The sequence below is a fragment of the Gimesia sp. genome (assembly GCF_048262075.1).
Taxonomy (GTDB): domain Bacteria; phylum Planctomycetota; class Planctomycetia; order Planctomycetales; family Planctomycetaceae; genus Gimesia.
In genome coordinates, this window is sequence record NZ_JBLXFK010000003.1 from 267,338 (window position 1) to 281,257 (window position 13,920).

Below are 13,920 nucleotides of genomic sequence, written 5' to 3' on the forward strand. Positions count from 1 at the left end.
GTTTTTATTCAGGTTCATCAGGGAAGGAGAGTTCGTACACGTTCAGTTTCAAGTTCGTTTTCTGGAATTGTAGACTGTTTCAGTTTTGCCAGATCAGCGCCGAAGCCGGTCTCAGCAGTGACACTGCTGACCCACTTTGATTCCTGCTCCTGTCCGGTCAGCTGTTGAAACTGACCGAACTGTGTGGGAGTAAAGAATGTTTTATCAACTCGCAGGCTCTGCAGTTCATAGCAGTTTCGATCTGCCGTCCATTTGACATCTTTCCAGATCAGCAGTTCCGGGTTTAAAAGATCCGCTGCTTTGGCACTTTTAGTCAGATAATTATAGGCCGGGTTCAAAGACTGCAGTGCAGGAGCACTCACAATCAAAGAATCATGCAGGCTCACCTCACCACCGGTGGCCTGAAAGTTAAGCCCCATCAGCGTCAAAAAACTGGCGTTCAGCACACAATTACGGGAAACGCGGACTTCATTTTTACCGGCCACCCGACGGATGAAGACATTCTTCATTGTCAGTGAACAGGGCTGATCCGGATCATCGCGGCCCACCAGAGTCAATGTTCGCACCGCCGAAGAAAGTATGACCGAATTGGTCAGCGTATAGCGGCCTGTATCCAGAAAAAACAGATCGAAGCCCAGGCAGTCGCGGATAAAGACTCGGTTGTAACTGGTGCGGCTGGCTCCGGTGTCACAGATCCCTGTCGAGTTGCCAATTGAGACAAACCCATCCACACGGTACTCGGCTGTTTCGTGGGCACTGATCCCGTCATCACCACATTCAATCGCGCGGATATTCTCAAACAGCACATTTTCACAATGTCCGTGGATATTGAATCCGTCGTTATAGGGATGAGTGCAGGTCAGATTACGAATCACCAGATGCGCGTTGTGATTCTTTCCCGAACCACCAAACTGCACGCCGGCGGATCGTACCGGGATGCGAAGATTCTGCTCACTCAGCTGGGCTCCCAACGAGAGTTTTAAATAAAAGGCACCGGTGACCTGAGAACTCTTTTCTGCCCGTTCTATCTGCCCGGTTGGTGCTGTCTGTTTCACAAACGTCCATTCCCCCGGTTGCAGGTCTTCAGGCTTTTTGAATTCTTCACTCGGACCTTTCGATGTGCGGCCCATATGAACCATCTTGCCATTCCAGAGAAAAAACCAGCGCTGCAAAATTGCATCACTCAAAGCTGGCATCAGATTCTCACAGCGATACAGGTCCGGTTTGACTTCTGCCCACTGTGTCAGATCAATCGGGTCTGAGCCTTCCAGGGTCGCACCATGTCCATCAAGGATGATCGGCTTTTCGGGTGTGCCCTGCTTGCCATAAAAACCCGCGTACTCGTGATAAACCAGGGGCAGCAGGTGAATCGTGTCGCCGGGTTCCGCGATGCGAATTGCCTGTCGAATTGTTTTGAAGGGTCCCTCGATAGCAGCATCGTTCCCCTGGTCAGGGTCGACGTAAATGTCGCGGGCAATGGCAGTGTTACTGATCAGCAGCATCAGCACTACTGACAGATAATACAAACCGGCTTTATTCAGACTCAGAAATATTCGTCGCATGGAAACGCCCTGAAGAATTGAAAAACGAAACGTCTATTTTGCGGGAGGAGAATCAGGGGTTCCCACCCGTTTCAGAAACCAGTTCGCCGCCAGATCGGTTGAGCCCTCAGGAACAGTGTGCCCTTTCGGTTCCGCGATGACATGCAGATCAACGTGACTTGGCCCCCCCTTCTCCAGCCCGGCCTTGGTAATACTGCGAGCCAGTTCAATTGATTCGTCAGTCCCCACGCGAAGATCGCGATCGCCGATGACAATCCAGACAGGACGGCCCGCCAGTTGATCTGCCTTTCGAACCATACTCAACGACTGCACCATTTCATTTTGAGCCCGCGATTTGAATTCGTTTAAGACAGTCAGATCCGTCACAGGTGCAAACGCGGCAACTCCCTTCACACGCGGATCATGGGCGGCAAACTGCAATGCCAGATAACCGCCGCGCGAAGTCCCACACACGCCGACATAGTCTGGATTAGTCTGACCCGTTTTGATCAGGTGATCAAGCACCTGACTGAGCCGCCTGTTATTGTCAGCAACGAAGTCATCCCCCTGCTCACAACGATAGGCCCAGCCGCTCAAACCCGTTGGTTCGGGAGGACGAAATTCTTTGCCATGACAGGGAATATCTACTGAAACCAGCAAATATCCGGCTTCTGCCAACTGGTTTCCACACTGTCGAAAATAGGGACTTCCCAAGGTACTCTCCATCGTCCCCGCCAGGATAAACAATGTCGGCTTCGCCTGGTCGGGTAGCGGCCCCCAAGTCGCGAATACCGTTCCCTCTTTTGTTTTATGCAGATCCACAGCAGGCTCGGCTGCCGACAGATTCGCCGTCATAATACTGACAGCGAATCCCAGCCACAGTCCTGTTGAGAGCTTATTCATGATGTCGTTCCTTACGTCAAACCCGCAGGTAAGATTTCAAGTGGTCTTTTTCTGGTTTAACCAGTTACGTGACTGCATCTGCATCATCGTGCGGGCCCGGTTGGAATCGCGATCCTTAATCGCAGCCGCCAGCTCCTGGTGTTCCCAGATCATCCGCTCGCCCGTTGTTTCATCGGGTTGACATTCCTGATATACCGATTGAAAGAAATTCACCAGCACCCGCTGCATGCCGGCAATGAGTGTGGAAGAGGTCATTTGCAATAGCAGTGAATGAAAGGCAATGTCCAGTTCCGCAATCCGTTCAGGCTGATCATTGCGAATCGCGGCTGCCATTTCAGCTGCCAGTTCACAGAGCTGCTGGCATTGCTCATCGCTGCCGTTACGAATCGCCAGATCGACGGCTCCCATTTCGACTACATACCGCAACATCGAGAGCTCGGAAACATCCTGTTCCGAATCAAACAGGGAAGGTAACCCGAGTTGCAGCAGTCGCAGAGGATCAGGACGACGTACAATCAGGCCGATGCGTTTGCGGCCTTCCAAGAGGCCAATGGCCGTCAATCGGCTGACCGCTTCCCGAGCAACGGTTCGCGAAACCTGGTATTCTTCCGCCAGATCGGATTCCGTCATGAAAAACGCCCCGTCAGCCAGCCGTTCCGACTGAATTCGCTCTCGAATCCGCTCCGCCAGCTCGTCAGACTGGGTCACCTGATAGTTAATTTCCGTCGCCATATATACTATTTATTTTCTTATATAGACTAGATTTTTGATTTACAACAGATTTATTTATGATTAAATACTATCTATTCTAATTTTAATGTCAAATCAATTTTTGAGAACACTCATGATTTCCCTTCCCGATCTGGCAGAGTTGCGACGATATGATACCCCGACGATCTGCAACGCGATTGAACTGTTCGAGGTACGGTCCCGGACAGCGGGATATTTGAATCGGGAGATCGCAGCCTGCTTCCCGGAATTCCCTCCCATGGTCGGTTACGCGGTTACGACCACCTTTCGTTCCTCCGCACCAGCAGACAGCTCGGTTGACCCTGGAATTTCAGCCCGGCTGATCAACTCGTTTGCAGAATTACCTGGCCCCGCGGTGGTTGTCTTTCAGGATCTGGATGATCCCCCGGCAGGCGCCACGTTCGGCGATGGGATGTGCCTGACTTATAAAACCTTTGGTGCGGTCGGGCTGATTACATCCGGAGCCGCCCGCGATATTGATAATGTCCGCGCACTGGAATTCCCCTGTTTCAGCAATGGTATTATGAGCGGACACGGGTACTGCCACTTCGAAGCGACCGGCGTACCCGTAGAAGTGGGAGGACTCACAATATATCCCGGCGATTTACTGCATGGAGACTGTAACGGCGTAGTCACGATTCCCAGGGAGATCGCGGCGGCTGTTCCTTATGCCTGTGAGCAGTATCTCAAACATGAAGCGATTGTACTCGATCCCCTGCGCGAAGGTTCGGCAGATCTGCCTCGCCATCAGCGGGCCATTCAGGAAATGATCGCACGCCTCAACACACTGAAAGTGGAATTAAAGACCATGATAGAGTCCTGAAAACGATAATTTTATTTTTTGAACGGGTTTCAGCATGTATCATAACTGCATGAATATCATTTGGGTTCGTAACCTGACAGCAGTCACCATTCTCATTGGATTCGGTTCATCCGCAATCTTCACTGCTGAAACGGAAAAGTCTTCCATTGAAAAGATCACGCGGCATCTATACTCTGGCCCACAAACGAACCAAAGCACTCCCTCTCTTTTATATCACCCTGATACCAAAGCAAACGCTCAAAGCTGCTGAATTCTTCGAGAATGCGATGACATAATTCTCCGTTTCTTTTCAGGACTGATCACGATGTTAAGAATCGAACAACTGCATTTTGCTTTAAACCTGTTCCTCGTCTGCCTGCTGTCAGCAGTCAGTATCAGCCATGCTGAAGATGCGAAGCCACAGGCTCGAACACTGCTGCTTGTGGATGATCATCATATACTCTACCGTGCGGGGACCAGACGCGTTTTTTATCACGCGAACGTTTATAAAGAGAACCCGGTCGTCCGGGAAGATCAACCGTGGGAACTGGCAATTGCCTGGTCTTCCATTCATCGCAATCCACAAACCGGACTCTACCAGCTATGGTACCAGGCATACGCCGGGGGACGTGATCCGCGGAAAACGCATCGCTGCGTGGTCTGTTACGCTGAATCGGAAGATGGCATCCAATTCGCGAAACCCATGCTGAAACTGCATGACTTCAAAACAGACCGAAAACCCTGGGAAGGCACGTTTCCGGAAACCAATATCGTGCTGCTCGCATCTGGAGGTTACGGCGACCGCTATTGTAACTCGGTCCTGTTTGAACCCGATGAGACAGATCCCGCGCGGCGGTATAAGATGCTGTACTACGATTTCTCTGCGGATGACCAAAAACAGGAATGGCCTGGCTGGCATGCCGCCTTTTCACCCGACGGTATTCACTGGTCGAAATCTCCTCGCAATCCGCTCAACCAGACCGCCTATGGCGGGCGTACACAACAGCCTCTACTCGTTAAGGAAAATCCATATAAAGAACAGTGGGACAAGCGCAAAAAATTCATGCGCAAGCAATGGCTGCTGCCGCTGTCGATGTCCGATGCGGTCGACGTGTTTTATGATCCGAAACAGAAAGAGTACGCGGTCTACGGAAAATGCTGGCTGAACGGACCGGATGGAGGACTGGCCTGGAAACATGCGATGGCGCGTTCCCACAGTCAAGATTTTCTATCCTGGTCTGCTCCTGAAATCGTCTGTTCGCCCGATGATCAGGACGCTGCCAACACGGAGTTTCATAATTCACCCGTCTTTTTTTATCACGACTGTTACTTCTGCCTGAACCAGATTCTGCGGGCACGCGGAGAAACCGTTGGTGCGAAAGCTGACCTGATGCATATCGAACTGATGATCAGTCGCGATGGCATTCACTGGAATCGTCCCTGTCGCGAATTGTCGTTCATTCCACAACAGCCATTCTCCAGTGGAGGTATTTTTACGAATGCGACGCCTGTATTTCTTCAGGATTCGATTCAGTTTTATTACGGCGGTTATACCAGCGGTGCGATTGGGGGAGGTTCTAAGCTGACCGACGCCAGCCAGCAGAGCGGCGTGGGGTTGGCGACTCTGCCCCTGGATCGCTTTGCTGGAATTCGACCTGTTGAACTAAGTGCGCAGTCAACATTAAAAAAACCCCTCCGGAACATCGGCCAAATCACACTCAAGCCCCTGGATCTGAAAGGCGTTCAGGAAATCACCGTCAATGCAGATGCAAAAGCGGGACAGATTCAGGTGGAAGTGCTGACAGCAGAAGGCTTCCGGATTCCTGGTTATACGAAAGCAGATTGCAATCCATTAACGGGAGATTCTCTGGCGCATCGAGTCGACTGGAAAAATCATGCTCTAACGGAACTGCCTGCGGGCAAATATATGCTGCGGCTGCATCTGAATAATGCTGAGGTGTTTGCAATCACGTTACAGGATTAAGCTTGTTACAGTTGTCTTATGTTGATGTTTCCTGATTTGATTCCGGCAAACCATCGATTTCCTGCAGAAGGGATGCTGCTTCCGTCATCAGTTGTGCATAACCCTGGATATTCCCATTTCGTTGTGCGTCTCGTGCCTGTTCCAGTTTTTGCGCATACCGGGTTTCCAGATTTTTTCGCGGACTTCGACGCAACCAGCCAAACATAAGCAAACCTTCAAACAAATCAGAAGTAGAGAACATCTGAGTCAACGCCATATTTTATACACGAAAAAGCGACTTTGACCACTGCAGTTTTTTCGAATTAACACTTTAATCGAAACGATATCGATTATACTCACAAGAAGCGAAACTCCTATTTCATGAGAAGGAGTTGGCTTGTTCACGGATGCCCCAGGCTTTGAGCTTCCTTTGCAATGTACGGACCGACATGCCCAGAGATTTTGCGGAATGTGTACGGTTGCCATGATTGCGGCTCAGCGTCTGCTGAATTGCTGTACGTTCCAGTTCTTCCAGTCGAATGCCCTCGGGAATCACAATCCCCCCGTGAACCGCTTCTCCATTGCGTAACATGTCAGGCAGGTCATCCATCGTCAGCCTCCCGGACTTGGAAAGTACCACCATGCTTTCCAGACAGTTTCGTAGCTGCCTCACATTTCCCGGCCAGGAATGCTTCACCAGATACTGCTGTAGTTCAGAAGACAATTCCGGTCTCTCGCGCTGCATCTGCTGACAGATCTGGCTCAGAAAGCTGTCTATCAGAAGTTTAATATCCTCATTCCGTTGGCGCAGGGGGGGCAGTTTCAGATTGATCGCATTCAATCGGTAATACAGGTCCTCTCGAAAGCGGCTTGCTTCAACCAGTTTCTCCAAATATTGGCTGGTCGCCGCAACGACTCGCACGTCAACGTGTCGATCCTGGTTACTGCCGATCGGCGTGATCGTTTGATTCTCCAGGAGCCGCAGCAGCTTCGCCTGCGACTCAAGTTTAAGGTCGCCAACCTCATCAATAAACAGAGTGCCATGTTGGGCTGCTTCAATACGTCCACCACGAGATTCCGTCGAATCGGTTAACGAACCATTGATATAACCAAACAGTTCACTCTCCACCAGGTGTTCAGGAATGGCAGACATATTCACGGTCACAAATGGTCCTGCTGCTCGCGGGCCGTTGCGATGAATGGCCTCGGCAATCAGTTCTTTTCCAGTGCCTGACTCACCTGTAATCAGCACGGTACTATCTGTCTGCGCAACACGCCGGGCATCCTCAATTATTTCCTGCATCGCCCCGGATTGTCCCACTATGTTTTTAAAACCGTGATATGAATTTTGCAGGCGGGAGGAATTCGTATGAGGTGCTGTATTCCGCGTTGAACGCAGGCAGGTTATTATCGATTGAATCAGTTTCTCAGAATCGACGGGCTTATGTAGATAGTCAGTTGCCCCCTGCTTCATTGCTGCGACGGCTGCTTCGATATCATCCGATCCCGACACCAGCATACAGGGTGTTTCAGGTTTGTGACTTTTCCAGTACTGTAACTGTTGTAGATGATCCTGCTCACTCTGATCGATATCAATCAGGATCAGATCCACGCTGTGTTCGATCTGACGATTCTCCAGCTGAGAATGACTGACCGTAATAGAATGAAAATTATGTACGCTTAATATATCAGACAGAGTCGGCTTTCCTGCCTTTCTGTCTTCAATGATCAAAATTGTTTGTTGTTTCAACATGTTCCACTCCCTGATGTAAGTTTGAAAACTTTGGGATGTATGTTTCGCAAAGCTTGTGCCATTTCCGAAATCTAATGCTTTCTGGACTTTTACCCATCCATCGAGGCAGTATTTCAATCAGACTGAACGATCAACGACCACCTCATGCGACACTCTGTCCGATTTCCAACCCTCAGCGTTAAACTGACGTTCCCTGTATCAAAATAACTCTGGACAAAGCTGTTGGAACAGTAGTTTTCCCAAGGGGGGTCGCAGATCCAATCCCGGTTTGGAACTGCCTGAGCTTCTCTGAGGTGGAATACCGGAACGCATACTTGAGTCAGCTCAAGGGTATCTACCTGGACCCCTTTTTTGAAACGGAGCAGAAAGACAAGCTCCAGGGGACCTAAGCAGCATTATCACAGGCTGAGCCTGTTTTTCAGGGAAACGGAAGTCCCCTCGCTCTCATGGATCAAAAGCTGAACCCCGCTGGATTCCTCTTATGAAATCAGGCGGGGCTCTGTGATTAAGCAGTAGATCAGCTGATCAGGAGTGTTTATCGGACCTGCTTTCAACCAGTTCTGAATCCTGCTGTTTCAGGCTCTGCTGTGCCGCCACAGCCTGCTCATATTCCTGCAGTTGCTGAAACAGCTCGTGAACCCGTGGTGCCGATGATGCCTGTGATAGAGTTTCATACAGATCAATCAATGCCTGACGAAAACGAATACTCAAATCGGTCAACTCTTCAAGTGTCATTTCACGCTTGATCACGATCGAATCAATCTGGCGGTGGACCTCCTCGTCAGGGAAATATTGCAACCAGGTATCGAGCACACCTTCCGCGACACGCTTCTCATATGCTGAAAGCGCTGCCTGCCAGTGTAATTCATGCTGACGCAATTGTTGAGACAACCATTCCACAGAATCGGAATTCGCTTCCTGCGAAACACGATCCAAAGCCTGGCGCATCTGTCGATGAAATGACTCCACCAGCTCAAGAATGTCTTGTACTTTATGATATGCCATCGTCTTTCCTCCTAAAGATTATATAGAGATAGAATCTAATACAGCAACTTGTGTACCGGAGCGACGAGGAGAAGCAATCATCTATTTTACGCTAAAATCAAGGTCCATTCTGCCTGGAACTGATTGTATAACGCGCGTCCTGCTCGCTGACCACTCAATAGAAACTCGATGGCTGTGACGTCCGTGAGGAGGGAGATTTGGCTTTTTATAGACGACTTCCTGAAATCAGGGTAAACTGGAAAGATCAGACGTCGTTTCCATTTCGTTACTAAACTAACAATATTCCTGCAGGAGTCCCGATGTCGCATTTACCATGGAAGCCGATCCGCCTGCGCAATCTCGAACAGGAGATTGATCAGGCTTTTGATGAACTGATACATGGACAGTGGGGGTTATGCCCTCCCAGCGGAAACTGGCAACCGGAAATCGATATTTTCGAGACACTCGACTATTATCTGGTGGAAGCCGATGTCCCCGGCGTTGATCCTGATGAAATTCATGTGACAGTGGATCCGCATTCCCTGACCATTTCCGGCTGGAGACGGTCTGGCTGCGTCGAGCATTCTGCCCAGGGAGTCTGCATCGAGCGTCGACAGGGGAGTTTTGTCCGTCGTATCCCGCTCGACCAGGCTATCGACCCCTCTCATGTCAAACGGGAGAATCAGGCCGGCATCCTGCGTCTGAAAATCCCCAAACAGAAACTCAGCCCTCCTGCTTAACTGATGAACTGACTGGTGAGAATGATATGACCGAACAGACGAATTTCCGTGAACTGACCTCTGAAGAAGTAACATTAAAACTGGATCCGAAGTCGTTCGGTTTTAAAACAACACAGGAACTGGAGCCACTGACAGAAATTGTCGGACAGCCACGCGTCTTGAGGGCGCTGGAACTGGGAACAGGCATCAGGCATCCTAATTATCACATCTATCTTGCCGGACTCGTGGGCACCGGTCGAAACGAACTCATCACCCACGCGCTTCGCGAACGGATTCTGGATGATTCCATTCCAGATGACTGGATCTATGTCAATAATTTTGAAGAACCCGACTGCCCGTTGTCCATCAGTCTGCCCGCGGGTCAAGGGATCCTGTTCCGCTCAGAGATGGAATCGCTGATTGAGCAACTGCAGGAATCCCTGCCGAAAGCGTTCAAGGAAGAGGACTTTGGTAATGAAAAAGAAAAACTGCGCCAGATCTATCGCAAGCGTGGCGAGGAAGTGTTCGACAAACTTCAGAAACTGGCCAGCCAGCACGAATTAACTGTGCAGCAAATGCCTAATGGCGAGATCCTGTTTATTCCGCTCAAAGATAATCGCCCGATGACTCAAAAAGAAATTGAGCAGCTCTCACCGGAAGAAATGCAGGAACTGGAAAGCCACCAGGACGAACTGGTAGGTATGGCGGGGCGAGTTCTGCAGGAACAGCGGGAGATTCAGCGACAGCTCTCCGTAGATGTCAGAGAAGTGGCACGCCGTTTTGCCGTCCAGATAGTCGAACCGCTGATTAATGAACTCCAGCTAAAATTCAAGATCCCGCGACTCAAAGACTGGCTGGTGCATTTCAAGACTCATGTGATCAACCATTTAAACCTCTTTCGTGATCTTGCAGATATGCCACCCCAGGCCGTTGCGATGCTCGCGGCTGAAGGTGGTATCGATCCTGAACAGCGTTTCCTTGAATATCGCGTGAATGTTGTAGTCGACAATAGCCACTTGAAAGAACCCCCCATCATAGTGGAAGATGCTCCCAATTACCGCAATCTGTTTGGAACGATTGAACGCGTTGTCGATCGTGCCGGACGCGTCATCACCAATTTCACGCGGATTAAATCTGGCAGCCTGTTGAAAGCCAACGGGGGATATCTGATCGTCAATCTGATGGACGCTTTGATCGAGCCCTTCGTCTGGAAAGAATTAAAACGCACCCTCAAGAACCAGTCACTGGAAATTCAGGTTCCGGACCAGCTTTCCATGTTTACCCAGTCAGCAATGCAACCGGAATCCATTCCCCTCAAAGTCCGGTTGGTTGCGTTCGGTGAACCGCTGATTTATCACATCCTGTATCTCCATGATGAAGACTTTCGAGAAATCTTCCGCGTAAAAGCAGACTTCGACGACGAACAGGACCGCGATCAGGAGACCGGTCTGATTTATGGACGACTGGTACGCCAGCTTTCGGAGAAAGAGGGACTGCTGCCCTTCAATGCGCCCGCAGTCGCAGAACTGGTACGCGTCGGATCTCGACTGGCCAGCCATCAGAATAAAGTCACCTCCATCTTCAGTCATGTGGGAGACGTCGCTCGCGAAGCCAGTTTCTGGGCCAGCAAAGACAAAAAGAAAGTTGTTCAGCCGAAATACGTCCGCCAGGCCATGCAGGAGCGAATTTTTCGGTCTGATATGGTCGCTGAAAAGATACGGAGCCTGATCGCAGACGGGACACTGCTGATTCAACTGGAGGGCAAACGAGTCAGCCAGATCAATGGACTGGCAGTTGCAGATCTGGGGGATTATGCATTCGGACGCCCTTCCCGACTCACAGCCAGTGTCGGTGTTGGCACGGCTGGCATCATCAACATCGAACGGGAAAGCCGCATGAGTGGCAGTACCTACGACAAAGCCATGCTGATTCTGGAAGGACTGTTGCGCAACTTATACGCCAGCGAACAGCCTTTGACTCTCTCCGCCAGTATCGCCATGGAACAGAGTTATGGCGGCATTGATGGTGACAGCGCCTCTGTCGCAGAACTACTCTGCCTGCTCAGTGCCATCGCCGAAGTGCCCCTGCGCCAGGATATTGCTGTCACAGGATCCATCAATCAATGGGGAGAAGTTCAGGCAATCGGTGGGGTGAATGAAAAAATTGAAGGTTTCTTCGATGTCTGTCATGCCTATGGCTTAACGGGCACACAAGGGGTTTGTATCCCCACATCCAATGTTCAGAATCTCGTACTGCGTGATGATGTCGTACAGGCCATCCAGCAGGGCAAGTTTCATGTCTGGTCCGTTTCTAATCTCAACCAGGCAATCGAACTGTTTACCGGAATTCCCGCGGGAGATGCTTCCGAGAAAAAAAGTTTCCATGGCCTCGTGCTGGATCGACTCACCGAAATCGCAGAACTCCTGCTGGAACAGAAAATGACCGATACAGGCCGACTGCTCTGGATCCCGGGCACTCCCCTCGACCTCCCCTCTGATCCACGCCCCCCATTGCCGGGACAATGATTTTTCATGGATCCGTGCCGCTTCCTTCAGCTAAGGAACGTCCCCTGTAATTGCCCCCGTTCCACTAAATCATGCACCTACTGTTTATTTCCTGTGCAGACCATCTCTCAAAATCACATGAGCAGGCTTGCCTGGTTCATTTGCATCGTCTTTCGAGGCCGGCAGAAAGCAATCCATCGTAAGATGTATATATAATATATCTTACAGCAATTCACATCCCGGTCAGTTACAGGAAACACATCTGAGTACAACCGATAATTCCGCTTGAAATCCAAGCAGAATCTATATTTTAACTTTATTTTATAACAATAGTTAACAATGGCACCTGAATTGCATAAACTATTCAGGATGTTTGAAATCCCTCCTCTATTATCCTCACAGGAATCCTACCATGCCAAATCTCAAATCCCGTAAACGTGGCTTTACGCTGATAGAATTGCTGGTGGTCATCGCCATCATCGCCATTCTCATCGCTTTGTTACTGCCCGCTGTGCAACAGGCGCGCGAAGCAGCCAGGCGCTCCACCTGCAAGAACAACATGAAGCAGCTGGGGCTGGCGATGCACAACTACAATGAAATCTTTACTGCCCTACCCATTGGCACACAGACGGGCTCTTATCCTAACTGGCGTGTCGCAATTCTACCTTACATTGATCAGGCGAATGTGTATGCGCAATTAACCAGAGCCAATGGCTACTGGGCACATTCCGGCTTCCCCGGAAACACGGTTTTGTATTCCGTAAGATTACCCGTTTACAAATGCCCTTCGAATCCGAATGGGATGACCAATACCACAGATTTCACTCTGTCCGACAGTAATTCCGATGCCAGTCTGCAAAGTATGATCATCGACTACGTCGGAATCTCAGGCGCGACTCCCGACCCGGCGGGTCGCACAAATGTCTGTACGGGCGATGTCTTGGCCAGCAGTTCCAGCAACTGCAATACCGGCATGTTGATTCCTTACGCGAGCAGACGTTTTCGTGACTGTACCGACGGGACCTCGAACACCATCATTCTGGCCGAACAGTCCGGCCTGGTAAATGGAGTTCAGAAAAGTGCGAATGCACTGGGTGCCTGGCATGGCTGGGCTAATGCCAGCCTGTCAACCTGGAACGAGGGGACGACTTTGCCGAGTGCAGGCGGCTACTATTATGCAGCCGGAAGCACAACGGTTCGCTATCCTCCCAACGCGTACTGGAAATCGGGTGCTCCGACTCAAGGTGCCAGCGCCTATTCGGCTAATACCATCCTCAACTCACATCATGTAGGCGGAATCCATGCCGTTCTGACTGATGGGTCTGTTCGATTTATTTCCGAGAATATTGATATGGAAACACTCAGACAACTCTGCGTCCGGGACGACGGAAAAGTGCTTGGTGAGTATTAAACCAGTCTCCCCGTATTCCCTGACAGATTTTGCCAGTGTGCACTCTGTCAGGGAAAATTATTCCCAGTACACTTTATCAAATATTCAGCCTGAAAAATGAAATACACGATCCATAAAGCAGCTTGTAATAACCTCAAACACACACTGGTCATTAGCGGATGTGCCCTGCTATTCCTGTTGGAACTTTCCGGCTGCAGCCACACGCCCGGTGCTGACAAGCCTCGCGGCACTGTGATCATCAAGGTTACTAATGGAACCGATCCCGTTACGGAAGGTCAGGTCGATTTAGTCAATGAAGAGACCGGAGAAGGCGGAGGCGGCACCTTGAACAGCGATGGAACAGCCAGCCTGGAGATGGTTGCTCTTGGTTCTTATACCGTCACCGTGAATCCTCCCCCACAGGAACCAGTCGTACCAGGTCAGGCGCCCCCTGCGGTTAAGACTTATGAAAACATCCCGTCACAAGTACGTAAAATTAATACCAGCCCCTTAAAGTTGAAAGTCGAACCGGGATCCAATGAGTACGCCTTTGATCTCAAGCTGACGGACTAATCTGTTCGACCCCTCAAATCGGAGAAAGCCTATAACTT

General features: G+C 50.3%; 12 protein-coding genes. 6 read left to right on the forward strand and 6 right to left on the reverse strand.

Annotated features, from left to right (window positions below):
- Nucleotides 1–17: 17 nt before the first annotated feature.
- From ACN0YH_RS08475 to ACN0YH_RS08485, 3 genes are read right to left on the reverse strand one after another with little or no spacing between them, the layout of a single operon-like run.
- Nucleotides 18–1,562: a hypothetical protein gene (locus ACN0YH_RS08475; protein ID WP_417379134.1), complete on the reverse strand. Its 1,545-nt coding sequence runs from the start codon at nt 1,560–1,562 to the stop codon at nt 18–20.
- Between the two features lie 33 nt (nt 1,563–1,595).
- A complete protein-coding gene (locus ACN0YH_RS08480) occupies nt 1,596–2,444 on the reverse strand; it encodes an alpha/beta hydrolase family protein (RefSeq protein WP_417379135.1) in 849 nt (282 codons plus the stop codon).
- A gap of 36 nt (nt 2,445–2,480) precedes the next feature.
- On the reverse strand, nt 2,481–3,176 hold the full coding sequence (locus ACN0YH_RS08485) for a FadR/GntR family transcriptional regulator (protein ID WP_417379136.1): 696 nt from the start codon (nt 3,174–3,176) through the stop codon (nt 2,481–2,483).
- A gap of 112 nt (nt 3,177–3,288) precedes the next feature.
- Here ACN0YH_RS08485 and ACN0YH_RS08490 point away from each other — a divergent pair, with 112 nt between their 5' ends.
- The gene (locus tag ACN0YH_RS08490) at nt 3,289–4,017 is read left to right on the forward strand and encodes an RraA family protein (RefSeq protein ID WP_417379137.1); all 729 of its coding nucleotides are present in this window, start codon (nt 3,289–3,291) and stop codon (nt 4,015–4,017) included.
- Nucleotides 4,018–4,321: 304 nt separating this feature from the next.
- Complete coding sequence (locus ACN0YH_RS08495; RefSeq protein WP_417379138.1) at nt 4,322–5,980, forward strand: hypothetical protein; 1,659 nt, start codon at nt 4,322–4,324, stop codon at nt 5,978–5,980.
- Between the two features lie 16 nt (nt 5,981–5,996).
- Here ACN0YH_RS08495 and ACN0YH_RS08500 read toward each other — a convergent pair whose 3' ends face one another.
- From ACN0YH_RS08500 to ACN0YH_RS08510, 3 genes are all read right to left on the reverse strand, one after another.
- On the reverse strand, nt 5,997–6,185 hold the full coding sequence (locus ACN0YH_RS08500; protein ID WP_417379139.1) for a DUF6435 family protein: 189 nt from the start codon (nt 6,183–6,185) through the stop codon (nt 5,997–5,999).
- A gap of 153 nt (nt 6,186–6,338) precedes the next feature.
- Nucleotides 6,339–7,712, reverse strand: a complete 1,374-nt coding sequence (locus tag ACN0YH_RS08505; RefSeq protein WP_417379140.1) for a sigma-54-dependent transcriptional regulator — start codon at nt 7,710–7,712, stop codon at nt 6,339–6,341.
- Between the two features lie 525 nt (nt 7,713–8,237).
- On the reverse strand, nt 8,238–8,717 hold the full coding sequence (locus tag ACN0YH_RS08510; protein WP_417379141.1) for a hypothetical protein: 480 nt from the start codon (nt 8,715–8,717) through the stop codon (nt 8,238–8,240).
- Nucleotides 8,718–9,016: 299 nt separating this feature from the next.
- On the opposite strand from ACN0YH_RS08510, the gene ACN0YH_RS08515 reads away from it, so the two are divergent.
- The 4 genes from ACN0YH_RS08515 (at nt 9,017) to ACN0YH_RS08530 (ending at nt 13,882) form a co-directional block, all read left to right on the forward strand.
- Nucleotides 9,017–9,436 carry an Hsp20/alpha crystallin family protein gene (locus ACN0YH_RS08515; protein WP_417379142.1) on the forward strand — a complete coding sequence of 140 codons (420 nt, stop codon included), beginning with the start codon at nt 9,017–9,019 and terminating at the stop codon, nt 9,434–9,436.
- Between the two features lie 26 nt (nt 9,437–9,462).
- The gene (locus tag ACN0YH_RS08520; RefSeq protein WP_417379143.1) at nt 9,463–11,940 is read left to right on the forward strand and encodes a Lon protease family protein; all 2,478 of its coding nucleotides are present in this window, start codon (nt 9,463–9,465) and stop codon (nt 11,938–11,940) included.
- Nucleotides 11,941–12,331: 391 nt separating this feature from the next.
- Nucleotides 12,332–13,330 (forward strand): DUF1559 domain-containing protein, encoded by a 999-nt coding sequence (locus ACN0YH_RS08525; RefSeq protein ID WP_417379144.1) that lies wholly within the window; start codon nt 12,332–12,334, stop codon nt 13,328–13,330.
- A gap of 96 nt (nt 13,331–13,426) precedes the next feature.
- Nucleotides 13,427–13,882: a hypothetical protein gene (locus ACN0YH_RS08530; RefSeq protein ID WP_417379145.1), complete on the forward strand. Its 456-nt coding sequence runs from the start codon at nt 13,427–13,429 to the stop codon at nt 13,880–13,882.
- Nucleotides 13,883–13,920 lie beyond the last annotated feature (38 nt).

What these genes read in the sequence shown, in the direction of transcription:
- ACN0YH_RS08480 (WP_417379135.1), bottom strand. Translation starts at nt 2,444, where the DNA reads ATGAATAAGCTCTCAACAGGACTGTGGCTGGGATTCGCTGTCAGTATT.
- ACN0YH_RS08495 (WP_417379138.1), top strand. Translation starts at nt 4,322, where the DNA reads ATGTTAAGAATCGAACAACTGCATTTTGCTTTAAACCTGTTCCTCGTC.
- ACN0YH_RS08500 (WP_417379139.1), bottom strand. Translation starts at nt 6,185, where the DNA reads ATGTTTGGCTGGTTGCGTCGAAGTCCGCGAAAAAATCTGGAAACCCGG.
- ACN0YH_RS08475 (WP_417379134.1), bottom strand. Translation starts at nt 1,562, where the DNA reads ATGCGACGAATATTTCTGAGTCTGAATAAAGCCGGTTTGTATTATCTG.
- ACN0YH_RS08505 (WP_417379140.1), bottom strand. Translation starts at nt 7,712, where the DNA reads ATGTTGAAACAACAAACAATTTTGATCATTGAAGACAGAAAGGCAGGA.
- ACN0YH_RS08485 (WP_417379136.1), bottom strand. Translation starts at nt 3,176, where the DNA reads ATGGCGACGGAAATTAACTATCAGGTGACCCAGTCTGACGAGCTGGCG.
- ACN0YH_RS08515 (WP_417379142.1), top strand. Translation starts at nt 9,017, where the DNA reads ATGTCGCATTTACCATGGAAGCCGATCCGCCTGCGCAATCTCGAACAG.
- ACN0YH_RS08510 (WP_417379141.1), bottom strand. Translation starts at nt 8,717, where the DNA reads ATGGCATATCATAAAGTACAAGACATTCTTGAGCTGGTGGAGTCATTT.
- ACN0YH_RS08490 (WP_417379137.1), top strand. Translation starts at nt 3,289, where the DNA reads ATGATTTCCCTTCCCGATCTGGCAGAGTTGCGACGATATGATACCCCG.
- ACN0YH_RS08520 (WP_417379143.1), top strand. Translation starts at nt 9,463, where the DNA reads ATGACCGAACAGACGAATTTCCGTGAACTGACCTCTGAAGAAGTAACA.
- ACN0YH_RS08530 (WP_417379145.1), top strand. Translation starts at nt 13,427, where the DNA reads ATGAAATACACGATCCATAAAGCAGCTTGTAATAACCTCAAACACACA.
- ACN0YH_RS08525 (WP_417379144.1), top strand. Translation starts at nt 12,332, where the DNA reads ATGCCAAATCTCAAATCCCGTAAACGTGGCTTTACGCTGATAGAATTG.